Annotated in this window: 19 protein-coding genes; 15 read left to right on the forward strand and 4 right to left on the reverse strand. The window is 37.2% G+C overall.

Features of this window, described 5'->3' with window-relative positions; all coding sequences use genetic code 11:
• Window positions 1-15 precede the first annotated feature (15 nt).
• A complete protein-coding gene (locus ABD005_RS16185; RefSeq protein ID WP_215979890.1) occupies window positions 16-492 on the reverse strand; it encodes an acyl-CoA thioesterase in 477 nt (158 codons plus the stop codon).
• Between the two features lie 225 nt (window positions 493-717).
• Between ABD005_RS16185 and ABD005_RS16190 the strand changes: the two genes are divergently transcribed.
• From ABD005_RS16190 to sodX, 4 genes are all read left to right on the forward strand, one after another.
• The gene (locus ABD005_RS16190) at window positions 718-1,146 is read left to right on the forward strand and encodes a hypothetical protein (protein ID WP_343818726.1); all 429 of its coding nucleotides are present in this window, start codon (window positions 718-720) and stop codon (window positions 1,144-1,146) included.
• Between the two features lie 77 nt (window positions 1,147-1,223).
• Window positions 1,224-1,418 carry a hypothetical protein gene (locus ABD005_RS16195; protein WP_343818727.1) on the forward strand — a complete coding sequence of 65 codons (195 nt, stop codon included), beginning with the start codon at window positions 1,224-1,226 and terminating at the stop codon, window positions 1,416-1,418.
• Between the two features lie 24 nt (window positions 1,419-1,442).
• Window positions 1,443-1,943, forward strand: a complete 501-nt coding sequence (sodN, locus tag ABD005_RS16200; RefSeq protein WP_215979887.1) for a superoxide dismutase, Ni — start codon at window positions 1,443-1,445, stop codon at window positions 1,941-1,943.
• Between the two features lie 27 nt (window positions 1,944-1,970).
• Complete coding sequence (sodX, locus tag ABD005_RS16205) at window positions 1,971-2,267, forward strand: nickel-type superoxide dismutase maturation protease (RefSeq protein WP_215979886.1); 297 nt, start codon at window positions 1,971-1,973, stop codon at window positions 2,265-2,267.
• 22 nt (window positions 2,268-2,289) lie between these two features.
• Here sodX and ABD005_RS16210 read toward each other — a convergent pair whose 3' ends face one another.
• Window positions 2,290-2,850 (reverse strand): DUF2780 domain-containing protein, encoded by a 561-nt coding sequence (locus ABD005_RS16210; RefSeq protein ID WP_343818729.1) that lies wholly within the window; start codon window positions 2,848-2,850, stop codon window positions 2,290-2,292.
• Between the two features lie 547 nt (window positions 2,851-3,397).
• Here ABD005_RS16210 and hemE point away from each other — a divergent pair.
• The 5 genes from hemE to ABD005_RS16235 all read left to right on the forward strand — a co-directional run bounded on the left by hemE (window position 3,398) and on the right by ABD005_RS16235 (window position 8,946).
• Complete coding sequence (hemE, locus tag ABD005_RS16215; protein WP_215979884.1) at window positions 3,398-4,465, forward strand: uroporphyrinogen decarboxylase; 1,068 nt, start codon at window positions 3,398-3,400, stop codon at window positions 4,463-4,465.
• A 198-nt stretch (window positions 4,466-4,663) separates the two neighbouring features.
• On the forward strand, window positions 4,664-6,628 hold the full coding sequence (locus tag ABD005_RS16220) for an alpha/beta hydrolase family protein (RefSeq protein WP_343818730.1): 1,965 nt from the start codon (window positions 4,664-4,666) through the stop codon (window positions 6,626-6,628).
• 190 nt (window positions 6,629-6,818) lie between these two features.
• Window positions 6,819-7,184 carry a GntR family transcriptional regulator gene (locus tag ABD005_RS16225; RefSeq protein ID WP_215979883.1) on the forward strand — a complete coding sequence of 122 codons (366 nt, stop codon included), beginning with the start codon at window positions 6,819-6,821 and terminating at the stop codon, window positions 7,182-7,184.
• Window positions 7,181-8,053, forward strand: coding sequence for an ABC transporter ATP-binding protein (locus ABD005_RS16230; RefSeq protein ID WP_215979882.1), 873 nt, complete (start codon window positions 7,181-7,183; stop codon window positions 8,051-8,053). Before ABD005_RS16225 ends, ABD005_RS16230 begins: the two co-directional genes overlap by 4 nt.
• Window positions 8,053-8,946, forward strand: a complete 894-nt coding sequence (locus ABD005_RS16235) for an ABC transporter permease (RefSeq protein WP_343818733.1) — start codon at window positions 8,053-8,055, stop codon at window positions 8,944-8,946. Before ABD005_RS16230 ends, ABD005_RS16235 begins: the two co-directional genes overlap by 1 nt.
• 103 nt (window positions 8,947-9,049) lie before the next feature.
• Here ABD005_RS16235 and ABD005_RS16240 read toward each other — a convergent pair whose 3' ends face one another.
• Entirely contained in the window at window positions 9,050-10,327 is a 1,278-nt protein-coding gene (locus ABD005_RS16240; protein ID WP_343818735.1) for a sensor domain-containing diguanylate cyclase, read from the reverse strand.
• A gap of 202 nt (window positions 10,328-10,529) precedes the next feature.
• On the opposite strand from ABD005_RS16240, the gene ABD005_RS16245 reads away from it, so the two are divergent.
• Together ABD005_RS16245 and ABD005_RS16250 are read left to right on the forward strand one after the other, a co-directional pair.
• Window positions 10,530-11,438, forward strand: a complete 909-nt coding sequence (locus tag ABD005_RS16245) for an aldo/keto reductase (protein ID WP_343818736.1) — start codon at window positions 10,530-10,532, stop codon at window positions 11,436-11,438.
• 154 nt (window positions 11,439-11,592) lie between these two features.
• Complete coding sequence (locus ABD005_RS16250; protein ID WP_343818738.1) at window positions 11,593-12,078, forward strand: hypothetical protein; 486 nt, start codon at window positions 11,593-11,595, stop codon at window positions 12,076-12,078.
• Window positions 12,079-12,244: 166 nt separating this feature from the next.
• Here ABD005_RS16250 and metJ read toward each other — a convergent pair whose 3' ends face one another.
• Window positions 12,245-12,574: a met regulon transcriptional regulator MetJ gene (gene metJ, locus ABD005_RS16255; protein ID WP_215979411.1), complete on the reverse strand. Its 330-nt coding sequence runs from the start codon at window positions 12,572-12,574 to the stop codon at window positions 12,245-12,247.
• 253 nt (window positions 12,575-12,827) lie between these two features.
• Between metJ and metB the strand changes: the two genes are divergently transcribed.
• The 4 genes from metB to ABD005_RS16275 all read left to right on the forward strand — a co-directional run bounded on the left by metB (window position 12,828) and on the right by ABD005_RS16275 (window position 18,705).
• Window positions 12,828-13,985: a cystathionine gamma-synthase gene (gene metB / locus ABD005_RS16260; protein WP_215979412.1), complete on the forward strand. Its 1,158-nt coding sequence runs from the start codon at window positions 12,828-12,830 to the stop codon at window positions 13,983-13,985.
• Between the two features lie 32 nt (window positions 13,986-14,017).
• The gene (gene metL, locus ABD005_RS16265) at window positions 14,018-16,585 is read left to right on the forward strand and encodes a bifunctional aspartate kinase/homoserine dehydrogenase II (protein WP_343818741.1); all 2,568 of its coding nucleotides are present in this window, start codon (window positions 14,018-14,020) and stop codon (window positions 16,583-16,585) included.
• 149 nt (window positions 16,586-16,734) lie between these two features.
• Window positions 16,735-17,103, forward strand: a complete 369-nt coding sequence (locus ABD005_RS16270) for a hypothetical protein (protein WP_343818743.1) — start codon at window positions 16,735-16,737, stop codon at window positions 17,101-17,103.
• Window positions 17,104-17,328: 225 nt separating this feature from the next.
• Window positions 17,329-18,705 (forward strand): hypothetical protein, encoded by a 1,377-nt coding sequence (locus tag ABD005_RS16275; RefSeq protein ID WP_343818745.1) that lies wholly within the window; start codon window positions 17,329-17,331, stop codon window positions 18,703-18,705.
• Window positions 18,706-18,729: the final 24 nt, after the last annotated feature.

Consider the following 18,729-nt stretch of genomic DNA (forward strand, 5'->3'; position numbering starts at 1 on the left):
AAACTTACCCGTTAATTAATCAACAAAAATCTGCATTTCTTCGCCAATTTGTTTACGCATTTCCATGAGTTTGACTGCGGTTGAATGCTGCTTTTTATCAGCTTCAGTTTTTGGCACCCATTGTGGAACGCTCTCTGATTGACCGTTTTGATCAACCGCGACCATTATAACAATACAATGAGTAGTTAAGCGGCGATTAAGCGATTTTGGATCGCAAGCATTTACTTCAAGGGCAATATGCATTGAAGAGTTTCCAGTATAAATAACCTTAGCCTCAACCTCTACTAAGCTACCAACATGAATGGGCGCAACAAAACGAATGCCACCGGCATAAGCGGTAACGCAGTAGCGGCCACTCCAGCCAGCTGCACAGGCATAAGCAGCTAAATCTATCCATTTCATTACGGCGCCACCGTGTACTTTACCACCAAAATTAACATCTTGAGGCTCGGCTAAAAATCTAAGGGTTATATCGCGTTGCGGTTGGCTCATGGTCTGATCTGCATATTATCAATAATTATCATAATGCTAGCAGATAAAACGACAAGTGTCGCAATGCTTATACTGGAGAAGGTAATTTGTTTTATTTATCAGGGCGTGATTACATTTGCTGATTAAGTGAGCAGTTAAATAAAAAATAATAACAACTATTTCTTTACATAAAACTTCACTTTAAATAAAATGATAACCATTATCATTTGTGTTTGGTTGTTGTGAATGGAAATATGGCAAGCGTTATTACAAAGAGCAAATTATAGCTTTAATCATAATTTATGGGCTCAAGCAGAAGAATATTATCATCAAGCAATTGAATGCTTAGAGGAAAAGTGGCGCGATGATATTGAAAATGTAGCGTTGTTACAGGCATGGGTAGGAGCTTTTCATCATTTAGCTATTTTATATGAAGAGCAAAGTAAACCTAGAATAGCGTTTCGTTATTTACAAATACCGCATCAACGTATGACAGAGATCTCACAGCATCCTGCTTATAGTGATGAGTTTCAATTTATTGCTTTACGATTTCTAAAGAGCACGTTAACACCTTTATTGGAATTCAGTAAAAAGCATCCGGCTTGTGACAGCTGTTTGGCTTCATTACAAAAAATGGCCGTGGAGGTTGCAGCGAGACAACCGATACTACATTAGCTAAAAGTGGCTTGCGCAATGTTTGAGGTTATCGCACGGCAATAACATTATTTACATATAACAGGAGTTAGATAAATATGAATGCAACGAAATTATTTATTAGCGTACTTATTTTTTTGAGCAGCGCTACCGTGTTAGCACATTCTGGCCATGATCATAATGCTGCTAACTCAACCTTAATTCATTTGTTATGGCTAGCACCGGTTATTGTTGTGATGGCAGTGATGAGTTACCGAAAGATAAAAGCGACTAAGTCAGATAAAAGTCATTAGTTATTATTAACGCAGGATACCGTTATGTTTTACAACCTTATTGCTAAAATTGATGAAAAATTTCACTTTCCTGTTGTGAGTGCCCATTGTGATATCCCCTGTAAAATTTATGATCCCATTAGTGCACAGCTGGCGGTATTAACCATAATACGTATGGTTGATTTACTTGATGAACTTAAAGCTAAAGATACGTTAACATTGGATGAGCAGGCGCAGTTTTTGCGTTTAGTCGATCAAAAAGAAAAACATGGCTTGAAAGTTAAAGCAGAAGTTAATGTCATTTGGGGCGACTATATTAAAGCGCCACAACTCGATGCATATCCAGAGCTGCATGAATTGGTTCACAATATTATGTTAGCGACATCACAAGCAAAACAACACATTAGTAAAGCGGCAAGTCTTAAGCTATTAACGCTGGTGAATCGTTTTGCTGAAATTTTCTGGACAACAAAAGGGGTTGAGACTTTTGTCGCAGCTTGTCCTTATCCACCAACGCAACCATTAATTTATCCTAAGCTAGCTTAAGTTAACTTATTTTCAAGGAACATTATTATGTTTGGTTTTCATTTTTGTAAAGTTAGCGGCATTAGTATGTCGCCAACTATTCCTGAAAATAGCTATATATTTATTGTACCTTGGTTAAAAATATTTAAGCTAAAAGAGGGAAGTTTGCTGAAAGTATTACACCCTAAATACGGTTATATGGTGAAATCGTTAGCACAAACTGATCGAAATGGACTCTTTTGGTTAAAAGGGCATCATAAAAGTAGTTTGCCCATTGAAAAAATTGGACCGGTAGGGAAATCACAAATTGCAGGTAAAGTGTTATGGGTTTTTCCGCCTAAATAAAGTTTAGGCGGAAATACATTGGTTATAAAAAGCTCAAACCTTTTTCTAAGTATGTCGCTACCTGCCTGTAACCGTTACTTTGTAAGTAGCCATTTAAGGTATTTACTAACACTGGTGCTTGTTCTTTTGGAATACCAATTTTTTCAAAAGCGCTATTTAGGTATTGTAAGCTTTCTGCTTTTTTCCCTGCATCACCTGCATTAGATAATAATGAATTCAATGAATTTTTTGATTCTGCAACTTCTGGTGCTTGTGATAAGTAGCTATCTAAATCAGGTATAACCTTGCTAATCATCGCAAAATTCTCACCGCTTAAATTATCTTTAGCGACCTTTAATAAAGAGCCAAAACCAGCAGAAACTGTGCTTTCTGATAGGTTAAGCTGTTCAGCGGCATAACTTATCATGGCGTTGGTTTGTAACGGTTTAGTTTGCTCTTGGCTTGCTGACGTGACTTGTTTGGTTGCTGATTGAGCAGCAGACTTAGTTAAGTCTGCTAGTTCATTTGCCGATACTGGTAATACTGAAAGGCTTAACAGTGCAGGTAGTAACACCGCAGGTAACATTTTAGGGGCTATTTTCATAACGAAAGTATCCTTGGCTTAATCAATAAAAGTTTAATATAAGACTATATGAAGCAAAATTACATGATTATTATAAAAGACAGGAAAAATAGGGCAATAAAAAAGCCTTTCTCAAAGAGAAAGGCTTGAAATGCTCGCATTATGGTCTTGTTAAACAAGCTTCTTATTAGTTGTAGCGTTTTATATTTATTATTGTTTTTCTGAAGCGCAGGCATTTTATACCAAAGCATTTTTGCCACCGCAACAACTTTAATAGAGCATAAACTCCACGATTTTTTTCGTAGTAAAGTGGTCTAATTAGTTGTTGCTCCTAAGCTATTGATTTGATATTCATTGGTAAAATGCAATAGCTTATGTTGGCTAAAAAAATAATTAAAATTAATTTGAACTTTTTATATTCACTTTCTCTCTGCCTTGATTTAGCGCATGGATCAAAGTGTTCTCTGATGGTAAACTGTGCCAATAAATTACTGCCTATAACAGTTTAATTAACAAAACTAATTAACTTTGCGTATTAAACAGGTAAATACCTTAAGAGGAACTCTCGGTGACCGAATTAAAAAATGACAATTATTTACGTGCGCTATTAAAGCAACCTGTCGATTACACGCCAGTATGGATGATGCGCCAAGCTGGTCGCTATTTACCTGAATACCGTGAGTTAAGAGCAACTGCAGGTGACTTTATGTCATTATGCCGTAATGCTGAATTTGCTTGTGAAGTTACTATTCAACCATTACGTCGTTTCAAATTAGATGCTGCGATTTTATTCAGTGATATTTTAACAATTCCTGATGCAATGGGCCTAGGTTTATACTTTGAAACGGGTGAAGGTCCAAAGTTTACCAATCCAATTACTTGTAAAGCTGATATCGAAAAAATTGGCATTCCTGATCCAGAAGATGAGTTAGGCTATGTTATGAATGCGGTACGTACAATTCGCAAAGAGCTTAACGGCGAAGTGCCATTAATTGGTTTTTCAGGTAGCCCATGGACATTAGCTACTTATATGATTGAAGGCGGTAGTTCAAAAGCCTTTACTAAAATCAAAAAAATGATGTTTGCTGAGCCACAAGCTTTGCATATGTTACTGGATAAACTGGCGGATTCAGTTATTACCTACCTTAATGCTCAAATTGCTGCGGGCGCACAATCGGTAATGGTTTTCGATACTTGGGGCGGGGTGTTATCACCACGCGACTATAAAGATTTTTCATTACAATATATGGCGAAAATTGTTGATGGTTTAACCCGTCATGCAGATGGCCGTAAAGTACCGGTAACATTATTTACTAAAAATGGTGGTATGTGGCTAGAGTCTATTGCGGCAACAGGCTGTGACGCCGTTGGCCTTGACTGGACTATTGATATTGAAGATGCAAAAGCACGAGTAGGTGATAAAGTTGCCTTACAAGGCAATATGGACCCATCAATGTTATATGCACCGAAACCACGTATTGAAGAAGAAGTCGCTAAAATTTTAGCAGGCTTTGGTCATGGCGGTACAGGTCACGTATTTAACTTAGGTCACGGTATTCACCCAGACGTTAACCCTGAACATGCAGGTCACTTTATTGAGTCGGTACGCCGTTTAAGTCAGCCTTACCATAAATAACACTGAATATATTTTACTAGGTTAGTTATGTATTAACTTAACTACCGTTTAATGTGTATTGCTTAATAAAGCCGAGTTTACTTAACGTATACTCGGCTTTTTATTTGTAAAGTACTTAATAAATCAATAATAGTGGCCATGTTAAATAAGTGTTAATATTTAACATGTTAATAAATATCTAATTTTTAAGGATAAGGAATGTTATATCAAATATTAAAGTTTCTCTCGTTGCTCATCATGATTTTGAGCTTTTCTGTCGAAGCTGAAAATAGTCAATGGGAACAACTATTCGATCACTCCAGCTATCAAAATGCTAAAATATCACCTGATGGGAAGCATTTAGCTGTTGCTGCCAATGTTAGAGGTAAAGTGGCATTAATTGTCTTTAAGGTAAACGAGTTAAATAAACCGGTTGGGTTTATAAATTTTTCTGGAAGAACAGAGGTCGGTGAATATCATTGGGTTAATAATGAACGTTTAGTGCTTAATGTTGTAAAACGTGTGTATTCACAAGCAATGCCTGTTTTTTATGGTGAACTTTATGCAGTTAATATGGACGGTTCGCGAGGTAGAATGATTTATGGTGTTAATGCTGGGGAGATTCAAACCGGTAGTCGGCTTAAGAAGAGAGAATCAATTCAAGGTTGGGGAGAGGTTATCGATACACTCCCAGAAGACGAGGATCATATTCTAATTAGCTCTACTCCTATGAGCAGCACCGGGGAGAGACTAGCAACCGTATATCGGCTTAATGTTTATACTGGGCACCTAAAAAATAAACTCGGAACATCACCTATACCTTTTGCGAGGTTTATTACCGACACTAAAGGAGAATTACGAGCTTTAGTAGGAACCGATGAGAACAACTACCAGCAAATATACATCAAGCAAGGTGATAGTGGCTGGGCAAAGCTAGCACCTGGAACCACAAGTTCTTCGGTATGGCCTTTATCCATTAATGGTTCAGGTGAGTATTTATATACTTTAGATAACCATAAACAAGACCTTGACGGTATATTCAAGCTTAATTTAAACGATTTTTCTTATCAGCATGTCTATACCGACCCAAAAGTGGATATAACCAATGTCGAGATGGCGACTGATAGGCGTTCAGCTTATGCAATTAGAACGGATGAAAATTATCCCGCTTACTTAATACTTGATAAAAAAGCTGAAGAAGCTGGAATATTTAAAAACTTACTTACGTCCTTTCCTAATCAAAAAGTTAAAATAACCAGTAAAACACAGCATGGTGATTTTTATGTATTTATGGTGTCATCAGATGTCAACCCAGGTACACTTTACTTATATGACTTAAAAAATAATACGATTAAGTATTTGTTTAAATTAATGCCTAACTTTCATGAAAGTGACTTTGCGGCGGTGGAGCCTATTCAGTATAGTGCTTCAGACGGGCAGGTTATTCATGGCTATCTCACGCAGGCTAAAACGACACTAAATAATAAAGTCGCACCTGTGGTGGTGCTAGTACATGGTGGTCCTCATGGTCCAAGAGACTATTGGGGGTTCTCGTCAGAAGTGCAATACTTAGCTTTGAATGGTTATTCTGTTTTACAAGTTAATTTTAGAGGCTCTGGTGGCTACGGTGTAAAATTTGAAACGGATGGACATCAACAGTGGGGTTCTAGAATACAGCAAGATATTTTAGAGGGGTTCCAGTGGTTAGTAAAAGAAGGTATGGCTGAAACAGATAATGCTTGTATTATGGGGGCTAGCTTTGGTGCTTATTCTGCCGTGCAAAGTGCAGCTATTTACCCTGACACCTACCAATGTGCTATTGCCAATGCCGGTATTTATGACTTGGAGTTGATGTTTGATAAAGGTGATGTACAAGCTCGTGATTCAGGCTTGAGTTACTTACAAGAGGTATTGGGCACCAATGAAGCCGCGCTTAAAAGCATGTCACCTGTTAATTATGCTAGTAAGATTACTATTCCGCTGCTACTTGCCCATGGTGAAGATGATGAAAGAGCACCTTTTGAACATGTAGAAAGCTTAAGAGATTCACTCGATAAGGCGAATAAATCTTATGAATGGTTTTTTATTGATAAGGAAGGGCACGGGTTTTATAACCCTGAAACCCAAAAAGCCTATATGAGAAAAGTGATTACCTTCCTAGATAAACACTTAGACAAAACATAGTTAGAGGGTTGGAGTCATTTATTATAGCTCTTAAGTTAAGAAGTTAAGAAGTTAAGTTAGCGTTAAGCGAGTAGTGTGTATAACACTACTCGCTTTTTTATTGATATTTTTTAATTTATTACTTGTGTTTTGGTGTGTTGGTGATGTATAACACGTGTATTGTTTTTATGTTAACGCAAGGGAGTAAGATATGACCCCTCAATGGGATGCTGATAAACCTATCTACCTACAACTTTACCAACAAGTGGTTGCTCGTATTTTAGATGGGTACATAAAAGAAGGCGAGCCTTTGCCATCTGTGCGTAAGGTTGCGGCAGAGTATCAACTTAACCCGATAACAATCTCAAAAGCTTATCAAATGCTTCAAGATGAAAATATTGTCGAGAAACAACGGGGTAAAGGGCTTTTTGTTAAACATGGCGCGCAAGAGTTAATGCTCACTCGTGAACGAGAGAGCTTTTTAACCACGCAGTGGCCACAAGTATTAAAACAAATAACACGACTAAAGCTGTCGGTAGCACAGTTGCTTGCAGAAGATAAGGAGAATAACGCATGAGCGCATTAGTATCAGTGACTAATTTAAACAAGTCGTTTGGTGACAAAAAAGTACTGACAGATATCAATTTATCGTTTGAAGCAGGACAAATAATTGGTCTAGTCGGGCCTAATGGCGCAGGTAAAACGACTTGTTTACAAGCGATATTGGGGCTTATTGATTTTTCTGGCGATATTGATGTTTTAGGGCACCACCCTAAAAAAGATCGCGTGAAGATGCTCAATGATGTGGCATATATTGCTGATGTTGCTATTTTACCTCGTTGGTTAAAAGTATCGCAGGCATTAAGTTATATGAATGATATTCATCATAATTTTGATATAGCCAAAGCACAGGGGTTTTTAGCCAAAACCAATATTGCCTTAAGCGATAAAGTAAAATCGCTTTCAAAAGGCATGATTACGCAATTGCATTTAGCGCTTATTTTAGCGATTGATGCCAAAGTACTGATTTTAGATGAACCAACGCTAGGGTTAGATATTTTAACGCGTCGACAGTTTTACAAGCATCTTCTAGAAGATTTCTATACCGAAGATAAATGTATTGTGATTACTACACACCAAATTGAAGAAATTGAACATATCTTAACGGATGTGGCTTTTATTAAAGCAGGTGAAATAGTGTTGTCGCAAAGCACTGAAAATATTCGTGAACGCTTCAATATTTTAGCGGTAAATGCTGAGCATGTTGAACAGGCCGAAACGCTTAAGCCGTTATTTAAGAATACTATGATGGGGTTAACGACGATGCTTTTTGATAATAGTGATTTTAACGCATCAGATCAGGCTTTATTACAAGATTTGGGGCAAGTGAGTGTGCCGAGTTTAGCCGATATTTTTGTTGGTATGATGAATAAGGAGACGTGCTAATGAACACATCATTAATTAAAGCTTCTATTAAAAAAGAATTGTGGGAATTTAAGGGGATGCTAACTTGGGTGCCTATTACTTTAATCGGATTAATTATTGCGGTGCCATTATTAGCATTGCTACTAAACGATCTTGATGGTGATAAGTTTCTTGCAGGAGTAAAACAATTAGCGGAGTTACAGTCTTCGCCAGAGCTGCAAACTATATTCTTTTCGTCAACCATTGCCTTATTTACGCCGTTTTTAGTGGTTGGGTTTATTGTGCAATGTTATTACTTAATTAATTGCTTGTTTGATGAAAAGCGCGATCGTTCAGTGATGTTTTGGCGTTCACTGCCAGTATCAGATGGTTTAACTGTGGCAATAAAGTTACTAACTGGTGCTATCGTTATCCCAGCTATTTTTATGTCAGCAGCAACGGCACTATTTTTATTAGGGTTGTTGGTGAATATTGTTATTAGTAGCGTATTATACTTTGGCTATGATATTTCCCTATTTGGGTTGTTAGGCGAAGTTAATATTGTGAGTAACTTAAGTTACATTTGGGTGAGCTTATTACCAACCGCTGTTTGGTTATTGCCATTATTTAGTTGGTTAATGTTAGCGTCTATTTACGCAACTAAAGCACCATTTTTATGGGCGGTATTACCCATTGCAGCGTTGTTAGTGATTGAAGGAATTATTGTTAATTACTTGCAGTTACCAGATATGTTTTTTGGTAATTTTTTAATGGACTATTTTTCAATAACTCCGAGTATTGAACATGGCAACTCAATACAAGCACATGACAGTTTGAACATTATTTTAGCGCAAATAGACTATAGAACCGTTGTTATTTCAGCAGTACTTATGTATGCGGTTTATTGGTTTAGGGTTAATAAAAGCGAAATTTAATGCCCCTGTATGTAATCTATAAAATAAAAATGCCGACAATTGTAGTGTCGGCATTTTTTTTGATTCATAGTAAAGAGCGAAGCTCTTTGTCACTATTATGTTTTTATAAAGTATATACTTGATTTCTGCCTGACGTTTTCGCAAGGTACAGGGCTTTATCTGTACGTGAAAATAAAGCGTCAAAGGTCACATCGTTTTCAGTTAAACTCGACATGCCAATACTGACGGTGAGCTTTATATCCCCTTGCCATTTACCTGATATCACTAACTCACTTTGCTCAACTCTAATACGCTCAGCTAGTATTTTTGCATCTTCTAATGAGGTCTCAGGTAACAGTATAGAGAATTCCTCGCCACCAATGCGTGCGAGCACATCACTCTCTCTTAAGTTTTGGCTAAGACAGGCTGAAACATCAATAAGCACTTTATCGCCTGCAGGATGGCCATATTTATCGTTAATCATTTTAAAGTGATCAATATCAACAGAAATTAGCGTCATTACTTGTGAATAACGTTTTGCGCGTTGGAATTCTTTGTGGGCTTGTTTAGTAAAAAAGCGACGATTATATAAGTTAGTTAATGAATCAGTATTCGCTAACTTTTTAAATTGCTCTTTCAAGTTATACAGCTCAGTTACATCACTTGAAAAGCCAATCAACGCAGGTGGTTTTCCTGGCTGAGAAAAAGGTATTTTAGTACTAATATAGTGATGAGCTATGTTGTTTTCATCAATAACTGTTTCGTCGATCACTTGTTTTTGATTACTCGCGAAGACTTCTTTATCTGATTGATAAAAGTGATCAGCTATTGCTTGGGGTAATACATCATAATCTTTCTTACCAATAATATTTTTAGCACTCTCTCCAAATAACTCTGCGACCTTACTATTAACATACATAAAAGTGCGCTCATTATTTTTCATATAAATATGTGCATCTATATTATTGAGGATTGTATCGAGTAAGTACGCTTGCTCATTAACTTGTTCTTGTAGCTTTTTTTCTGAGGTTATATCGGTAGATACACCGCACATACCACTAACATTGCCTTGAGCATCAAATAAAGGCTTTTTGACTGTTTTAAAAATGCGTACAGCTTGTATATTTTTAATAAAATTATATTCTTCACCTTCTACGCGAATTGCTTTTTTTATAACTTGTTGATCGTTTTCGGTGAGTTCAGCTGAAAGTGCAAGATCAAAAAAGTGGCTGTCATCGCAACCTATAATCTCAGCAAGTGATTTATCGAAAAGCTCTAAAACAGCTTGGTTAGCATAAGTGTACTTTCCTGCTATATCTTTGGTATAGATATAAGCGTCGACACTATTTAATATTTGTCCAAGAATACTGTCGTCAATGTGGTGGGGGCTTTTTCCTGACAAAAGATTAACCTAAATAAATGATCATAAACTCACAAAGAGATTACATTTGTTAAAATAGTAGCACAGATGTTAATGGATGACAGTAAAGGGATAAATTATAGATTAGTATAAGATAGAGCACTATTTAGACAAAATAGTTTAGCTTTTCTGATAAACTAGATTAATCACCCTCATAGATATTTAGTTAATTAAAGAGTTGTTCATGATCACTATTCCTAAAATCACTATGGCACCACACGGTCCAGTTTTTTCTACTTTTGTACAAGGGTATTGGCGCTTAGGTGCTTGGAATTTCACCGCGCAGCAGCGGTTAAGTTTTTTAAAGTCTCATGTCGAATTAGGTATCACAACCGTAGATAATGCCGCCATTTATGGTAATAGTGAGCAGCTATTTGGTGAAGCGCTCAAGCTTGATAAAAGTATGAGAGAGCAAATTGAAATTGTTTCAAAATTTGGTATTAATGGCGTAGCGCCAAGTCCAGATAGTAATAGAGTCTCTCATTATGACAGTAGCAAAGAAGCTATTATTACCTCAACAGAAAACTCACTAAAACGTTTAGGCGTTGAACAGTTAGATGCGTTATTAGTACATCGCCCTGATTTACTAATGAATGCAGATGAGGTGGCAGAGGCATTTGAACTCTTACATCAAAGTGGCAAAGTGAAGCACTTTGGTGTTTCAAACTTCAGTGCAAGTCAATTTGAATTATTACAATCACGGCTTTCTAAACCGCTAATTACCAATCAAGTTGAAATAAACCCACTTAATTTCAATGTATTTGAAGATGGTACTGCAGATCAGTTACAAAGATTAAGGATTCGTCCAATGGCGTGGTCTTGTCTTGCTGGCGGTAGCGTTTTCGATAAAAACAGTGAAAAAGCAATACGCTTGCATAAAACTTTGCATGAGTTAGTAGAAGAAATCGGTGCAAGCTCGATAGAGCAAGTTATTTATGCTTGGATATTAAAGCACCCTTCAAAGCCTGTAGCATTACTTGGAAGCCGAAATTTAGAGAGAATTAAAGAAGCAACGGGAGCAATAACCTTAACAATGAATGCTGAACAATGGTATCGAGTTTGGGTTGCCGCTAAAGGTCATGGCGTGGCTTAATGCAATTAACCAAAGGCAAAGATTGAGTCTAGGTCTGAGTCTAGGTCTAAGTATAGCTTGGTGCTATTTTACTTTTAAGTTAGGGCTACTATGCTTATTAAAGCAAAAGTTGTTTAAGCAACTCAATATTATTAGACGTTAAAGACAGGTGAACATGGAAAGTCAGAAAGAAACATTAAATGCTAAAACTCAAGTAGAGACTCTAGATGGTGAGCTATCAGTGCCGGTACCTAAATGGTTTATGGTAGTAGCAATTATCGCTTTGTTATGGAATCTTATTGGTGTGCTTGCGTTTATTAGTCAGATAACGATTACTCCTGAATTGCTCGAGCAATTACCCCCAGCAGAGCAAGCAATGTATTTAAATATGCCTCTTTGGGCGAATGGCGCTTTTGCTGTTGCTGTTTTTGCGGGAACTACCGCAAGCTTTATGCTGCTGTTTAAAATGTCGTGGGCAGTAAATTTATTTGTAGGATCGTTGATAGGTATTGTGGTGCAAATGTATCACGCGTTTTTTATTGCTAACGCTTTTGATGTATTTGGTCCTAGTGGTTTGATTATGCCAATTATGGTAACTATTTTTGCGTTACTCTTTTTAAAAGTTGCCATTGTTGCACGTAAAAACAATTGGTTGAGCTAGTTTTCCTAGGTTAAATACAGTTATGTATTAGGAGCTGTTGATTTTTCTAAGTAACTTTTACAATTTTTAGTATTCTCATCTTTTACAACATAAAAAGGCACCTTCGTAGTGCCTTTTAGCTTTTTTAGCGTATTGGTTTTATATGAAAAACAGCCTTTAGAAGAGGCTAATCATCATCTACTTCATAAGCGCTAAAGTCAGTAACTCCTTTTGCTTCAAGTAAGCGACGGACACTGGCTGGTAGTTTTTCATTATTATCTTTTGCTAAGTCTTCATCATCAGGTAAAGGCTGTCCGGTAAAAGCATGTAAAAAAGCTTCACACAATAATTCACTATTTGTTGCATGACGTAAATTATTGACTTGGCGTCTAGTGCGTTCGTCAGTTAATACTTTTAATACTCGCAAAGGAATAGAAACGGTAATTTTCTTAACTTGCTCACTCTTTTTACCGTGCTCGGCATAGGGATTTATATACTCGTCATTCCACTGAGCCATGGTTATTCCTCTGTATTGTTATGATGTACAACTAGGTTGTGATAGCGTAGATTTTACCTGTTGCGAAAAAGCAGTCAAGTAGAAGTTTAGATGTCTAAAATGTCTTGACCGTTTTAGCTAAAATGTTTAGAGTTATAGACGTCCAAACATCTAAACGTTAATTCACTTTATTTGTTAATACTACAGCGTACTTTTACAACAAGTATGAGCTACTAATTGAATGCGTTATTAAACGCTAAATGGGGAAATTATTATGTCGATTAAAAATATTACCACTTCGGCAGTAAGAGCAGGTATTAATACCGATAAACACCATGGTGCGGTTGTTGCTCCTATCCATTTATCGAGTACTTATTCACTTAAAGGTTTTAATGAAAAAAGACAGTTTGACTATTCGCGTACCGGTAACCCAACGCGAGCAACTTTTGCTGAAGCTATTGCTGAGTTGGAGCAGGGTAGTGTTGGTATTGTTACCAGTACCGGTATGGCAGCTGTACATTTAATTTGTCAGCTGTTGTCAGTAGAAGATACTGTTGTGATCCCACATGATTGCTATGGTGGGAGTTTTCGACTTTTTACTCACCTAGCTAAGCGCGGGCAGTTTAAGCTAATTGTGGTTGATCAAAATAATGCAGCGGCATTGGCCGAAGCCTTAGCGCAAAAGCCTAAGTTAGTTTTATTAGAAAGTCCAAGTAACCCATTATTACGTTTAGTTGACATTGAAGAAGTAACCAAAGCGTGCCATGCGGTTGGTGCATTAGTTGCTGTAGACAATACCTTTTTATCTCCAGCATTACAGCAGCCTTTAACGTTAGGGGCTGATATTGTTTTTCATTCGACGACTAAATATATTAATGGTCATAGTGATGTGGTTGGCGGTGTTTTAGTAACCAAAGAGCAAGCGCTTGGTGAAACATTAGCTTGGTGGGCTAACTGTATTGGTATTACTGGCAGCGCATTTGATAGCTTTTTAGCATTGCGAGGTTTGAAGACTTTACCTATTCGTATGAAACAACATCAAGAAAATGCTGACAAAGTTGCCGCATTCTTAAAAGATCATGCTGCGATTGATGCCGTTTATTATCCTGGCTTTAGCGATCATCCTGGCCATGAAATTGCGAAAAAACAACAATCTAATTTTGGCGCTATGTTAAGTTTTGAAGTAAAAGGTGGCGTTGAGGCAGTTAAAAAATTATTCGATAATATTGCGTTGTTTACCTTAGCGCAATCACTTGGCGGGGTTGAAAGTTTGATCAGCCACCCATCAACCATGACTCACGCGGGTATGGAAATAGCAGCACAATTAGAAGCAGGTATTACTCAATCATTAGTACGAATTTCGGTAGGTATTGAAGATATAGATGATATTTTAGCGGATTTAGCACACGCTTTAGCGCAAAGCCAACAATAAAAGCCGATAGATAGAGTAAATAGGGCAAGAGAATGACACAAGAAAGTATCGTACTAGAAAATGAATTTGCGGTAGGTAACACCACTGAAAATAAGTTGGCAAAACAGGCAATTCATGTACATAAATTTGGTGGTAGCTCATTAGCCACTGCAGAGTGTATTAAACGTGTTTTAGAGATTATTCGTCAACATTGTCAGTTGAACGATATTGTGGTGGTATCAGCAAACGGTAAAACTACTGATGCCTTGTTTGCTCTTTATACTCAGGCTGAAACATTACAAGCTGAAAAGCTCAATGCTGACTTAAGTAATGAAAGTGAAGCAGCACAAATTGCTACGTTAAGTGCTGAGCTCGTGCAATCGGTTGCTTTATTAACTCAACAGCAAGAGCAGTTAATTAGTGAACTACTAAACGAAAATAATGCCAATACTATTAGCCATTTATTGCGTAAAGATATTGAAATATTAACCACGTGGTTGTCTGGTGATTTAGCCTTGCATCACAATGATATTTTAGCGCTGGGCGAAGTTTGGTCGGCTCGCTTACTTTCTGCATTATTAAATGAACAAATTTGTCCAAGTAATAGTATTGACGCTCGTGAATTTCTTGTTATTGAAAATGAGCAAAACTGTTTAGTTGATTATGCGATTAGCGCTGCACAGTTAAGACAGCAACGTCAGTTTGGTAAATTAGCGGTTATTACGGGTTATATCGCTAAAGATAACCGTGGACATAATTGCACGTTGGGTCGTAATGGCAGTGATTATTCAGCAACTATTATTGCGGCGTTAGTTGCTGCGCGTACCGTAACTTTATGGACCGATGTTAACGGTATTTACAGTGCCGACCCACGTGTAGTTCCTAATGCCAGAAAATTACATCGTTTACCTAATGGTGTTGCTAAAGAGCTTGGTCGCTTAGGTAACCCCGTATTGCATGCTAAAACATTATTACCTTTAGTAAACCCATTGAGTGAGCATCATACCCACTTACATGTGGCGAGTAGTTTTGATCCGCAAGTGGTTGGAACTGAAATTGGTAAGTTTGGTCAAATTGCTAAACAGGAGTTATCGGTTACTTACCTTAATGATTTATTAATAGCACACTCAGAAAGTTTTATTGGTGAATCATTATTAGCAGCAAAAGCCGAGTTTGCTCCTATTTGTTTAGATGAAGAGCAAGGTTATATTGTTATTACACAAGCGCAGCAAAAATCGCTAAGTCAGTGGCTTGCAAGTCACGATACCGAAGTGACTTTTAAACCCGTGTCTATTATTGCCACTGTTGGTCACCGAGTGGCAGAGCATGGTGATATTAGAGCACGTTTCAAACGCTCATTAAAAACGGCCCAACCTTTGTGTTTAGCTAATGGCGAAAACAACCATAGTTTAATTGCTGTTTTGCCTGAGCCTTGCTCTATTGAGTTATTAAATAATGTTCACCACGACATGACGAAAGACGCTCGACATATTGGTGTTGTTGTTGCTGGCTTAGGTAATATCGGTCAACGCTTTTTAGAGTTATTACCAGCACAGTTAAATCGTATCTCGTTATTAGAAAATGTTCACTTGGTTGGTTTACTATCATCTAAAAAAGCATTAATTAACAATGATGGTATTGATGTTAATCAAGCCTTAACTATGTTTGAACAAAGCGCTCATGAATACACCAATGAGCAGCTACTAGCGTGGTTAAGTAACCATCCTTATGATGAGCTTATTGTGGTTGATATCACGCCTTGTGAGCAATTTAGCTTATTGTATCAAGACTTTTTTGAACAAGGTATTCACGTGATTGGCGCTAATAAGTGGGCTGCCTCATCGAGCAGTGAAAAATATCAAAAATTAATTGATACTGCAGCCGCTAACCATAGCATGTGGCTAGGTAATACTACCGTTGGTGCTGGCTTACCTATAAATTATGCTATTAAAGATTTACGTCAAAGTGGTGATGAAATCACTGAAATATCAGGGATTTTCTCTGGAACATTATCATGGATATTTCAAACCTACGATGCGAGTGTTCCCTTTTCAACATTGTTGCTAGATGCTTTAGCTCAAGGTATTACTGAACCAGATCCTCGTGAAGATTTATCAGGGCGAGATGTACAACGTAAGTTACTTATTTTAGCGAGAAAAGCAGGCTTTGAGTTAGACTTGTCAGATATTACTTGTCAAAACTTAGTGCCAGAATCATTGCAAGGTTTGTCAACGCAAGAGTTTTTAGCACAAGCAAGTCAACTTGATAGCTATTTCAAAGAAGCATTTGAAAGTGCTAACGCTAAAGCATCATGTATACGTTATGTCGCACGTTTACAATGTGTAGAAGATGATAATAACGCGACAAATGCAGTAGCAAAAGTTAAGGCGAAGGTGAGCTTAGAAGTATTACCGCGTAGTGATGCATTTGCAACCTTAACGCCGTGCGATAATATTTTCAAAATTGAAAGTCGCTGGTATCAAGATAATGCGCTGATTATACGTGGTCCTGGTGCAGGTCGGGATGTTACCGCTGGAGGCTTACATTCAGATCTTGTTAATATGTGTCAACAACTGGCGCATAAGCAGAATAAAGTAACGATTAAAGGTATCAACGAATAATACTCGTTTGGTAGCATAAGGTTAGCTGAGCAACAGACTCACCGATTTTAGTTTATAAAAGCAATAGTTATGCAAGTGACTATTGCTTTTATGTTTATTTGCTCCCATTATTAATATCTATTAAGTTTTTATCAATAATAAGTGAATACATGGCAAGCGACTCACCTCATCAAACTTATCATACTCGCCAAGTGCAGCGTTTACTTTCTCGCCTTTATGCTAGAAGTCCACAAAAAGATACCTTACTTGATCGCGCCATTGATTATTTTGAGCATAAAGAATTCAAAAGCTCTGATGAAAAGCTTACCCCTAATGAAGAAGAGTTAGCTCAGTTAGAACGTACCGACCGATACAGTAACTTATTGGGTCTTTGTTTAGAAGTTATAGAGCTTGTTGAAGGTGATAGTTTTGCTGAAAGCAATCGAAAATCGGCACAAGTTTTAGGTACTATTCAGTTACTTTGCCCTACCGAAGGAAAAAGGATCGCAGCAAGTAATGAAATGTGTAAACCACTATAATTCAGATCTTGTTAATATGTGTCAACAACTGGCGCATAAGCAGAATAAAGTAACGATTAAAGGTATCAACGAATAATACTCGTTTGGTAGCATAAGGTTAGCTGAGCAACAGACTCACCGATTTTAGTTTATAAAAGCAATAGTTATGCAAGTGACTATTGCTTTTATGTTTATTTGCTCCCATTATTAATATCTATTAAGTTTTTATCAATAATAAGTGAATACATGGCAAGCGACTCACCTCATCAAACTTATCATACTCGCCAAGTGCAGCGTTTACTTTCTCGCCTTTATGCTAGAAGTCCACAAAAAGATACCTTACTTGATCGCGCCATTGATTATTTTGAGCATAAAGAATTCAAAAGCTCTGATGAAAAGCTTACCCCTAATGAAGAAGAGTTAGCTCAGTTAGAACGTACCGACCGATACAGTAACTTATTGGGTCTTTGTTTAGAAGTTATAGAGCTTGTTGAAGGTGATAGTTTTGCTGAAAGCAATCGAAAATCGGCACAAGTTTTAGGTACTATTCAGTTACTTTGCCCTACCGAAGGAAAAAGGATCGCAGCAAGTAATGAAATGTGTAAACCACTATATAAAGCGGTTTTAGCATTACGTTTATTAGATCACTTAATTATTGATGGTCAAATTGTTGAAACCAATATTTTAAAATATATTGGAGATGTCCCCGCAGGTAATTACAAAGAGTTTACCGCTTATGACAAAGAAAAGGCGCAACACTTCCTTCACCAAATAAAAGTGCCTATTGTAATGGCTGCTTTATTACAAGATATTGGTAACTTTCACCCTAAAGCCCAGGAAATAATTTACGGACCTGAGGGTAATGAAAACCCTTTTCGCACTTTAGAGCCTGAGCAACGTAAAGCTTTATTGCAGATTAATTACCGTGAAACTATTCATTATATTTCAGAAGGTATTGGCATTCCTGTTTTTGCTGGCAACACCAAAGCCGAACGTGAGCAATTTAAGAAAGACGAGAAAGAAAAACTGAACTTTATTCAGCAGTTAATAAAGTCGAGTGTAAAACCCCGTAGCTCTATTGGCAATATTTTAAAAGTACCACAAATTTATACTTCTATCGTTCTCTCAACGAAAAGTACTTATAACTATAAGCTGTTGCCGCAGGTTTATCAGGTACTGAATAAAAATGCCGAGTTAGGTGCTTGTTCACAAAATGTGGTTGATGCTTTATACCAAATTACCGGTATGTTCCCTCAGGGCTTTGGTATTGTTTACATGCCTTTTAGTGAGTTTGGTGATAAGGGGGACTGTTACGAGTATGGTATTGTTAATAGCCTTTATCCAAAAAATCCAGATGAACCACATTGTCGAATGACTACCCGCAAGCTTGCTTTTATTGGTTTCGGGCATGATATTATCATCACTAAAACGATGAATTTATACTTTACTCAAACGGCCAAAAAGTTAGCGTCATTAAGTAAAGAGCGTTTAAATGAAATTTTAGAGCTATTAAGCTCTAATGCAAATGAGCGGAAAAAACTTGATTTGTTACCGCGCTGTTGGCATGCAAAAGAATACTTTTCTATTAAATCACACCAAAAAATATGGAATAAATCAGACTAACATTAATTAAGGATATTAATAGGT

Origin of the sequence: Colwellia asteriadis (assembly GCF_039523295.1) — a bacterium.
Lineage (GTDB): Bacteria > Pseudomonadota > Gammaproteobacteria > Enterobacterales > Alteromonadaceae > Colwellia > Colwellia asteriadis.

Coding starts and splice junctions, on each gene's coding strand:
- ABD005_RS16185 (WP_215979890.1), bottom strand. CDS start 492: ATGAGCCAACCGCAACGCGATATAACCCTTAGATTTTTAGCCGAGCCT.
- ABD005_RS16190 (WP_343818726.1), top strand. CDS start 718: ATGGAAATATGGCAAGCGTTATTACAAAGAGCAAATTATAGCTTTAAT.
- ABD005_RS16195 (WP_343818727.1), top strand. CDS start 1,224: ATGAATGCAACGAAATTATTTATTAGCGTACTTATTTTTTTGAGCAGC.
- sodN (WP_215979887.1), top strand. CDS start 1,443: ATGTTTTACAACCTTATTGCTAAAATTGATGAAAAATTTCACTTTCCT.
- sodX (WP_215979886.1), top strand. CDS start 1,971: ATGTTTGGTTTTCATTTTTGTAAAGTTAGCGGCATTAGTATGTCGCCA.
- ABD005_RS16210 (WP_343818729.1), bottom strand. CDS start 2,850: ATGAAAATAGCCCCTAAAATGTTACCTGCGGTGTTACTACCTGCACTG.
- ABD005_RS16220 (WP_343818730.1), top strand. CDS start 4,664: ATGTTATATCAAATATTAAAGTTTCTCTCGTTGCTCATCATGATTTTG.
- ABD005_RS16225 (WP_215979883.1), top strand. CDS start 6,819: ATGACCCCTCAATGGGATGCTGATAAACCTATCTACCTACAACTTTAC.
- ABD005_RS16230 (WP_215979882.1), top strand. CDS start 7,181: ATGAGCGCATTAGTATCAGTGACTAATTTAAACAAGTCGTTTGGTGAC.
- ABD005_RS16235 (WP_343818733.1), top strand. CDS start 8,053: ATGAACACATCATTAATTAAAGCTTCTATTAAAAAAGAATTGTGGGAA.
- ABD005_RS16245 (WP_343818736.1), top strand. CDS start 10,530: ATGATCACTATTCCTAAAATCACTATGGCACCACACGGTCCAGTTTTT.
- ABD005_RS16250 (WP_343818738.1), top strand. CDS start 11,593: ATGGAAAGTCAGAAAGAAACATTAAATGCTAAAACTCAAGTAGAGACT.
- metJ (WP_215979411.1), bottom strand. CDS start 12,574: ATGGCTCAGTGGAATGACGAGTATATAAATCCCTATGCCGAGCACGGT.
- metB (WP_215979412.1), top strand. CDS start 12,828: ATGTCGATTAAAAATATTACCACTTCGGCAGTAAGAGCAGGTATTAAT.
- metL (WP_343818741.1), top strand. CDS start 14,018: ATGACACAAGAAAGTATCGTACTAGAAAATGAATTTGCGGTAGGTAAC.
- ABD005_RS16270 (WP_343818743.1), top strand. CDS start 16,735: ATGGCAAGCGACTCACCTCATCAAACTTATCATACTCGCCAAGTGCAG.
- ABD005_RS16275 (WP_343818745.1), top strand. CDS start 17,329: ATGGCAAGCGACTCACCTCATCAAACTTATCATACTCGCCAAGTGCAG.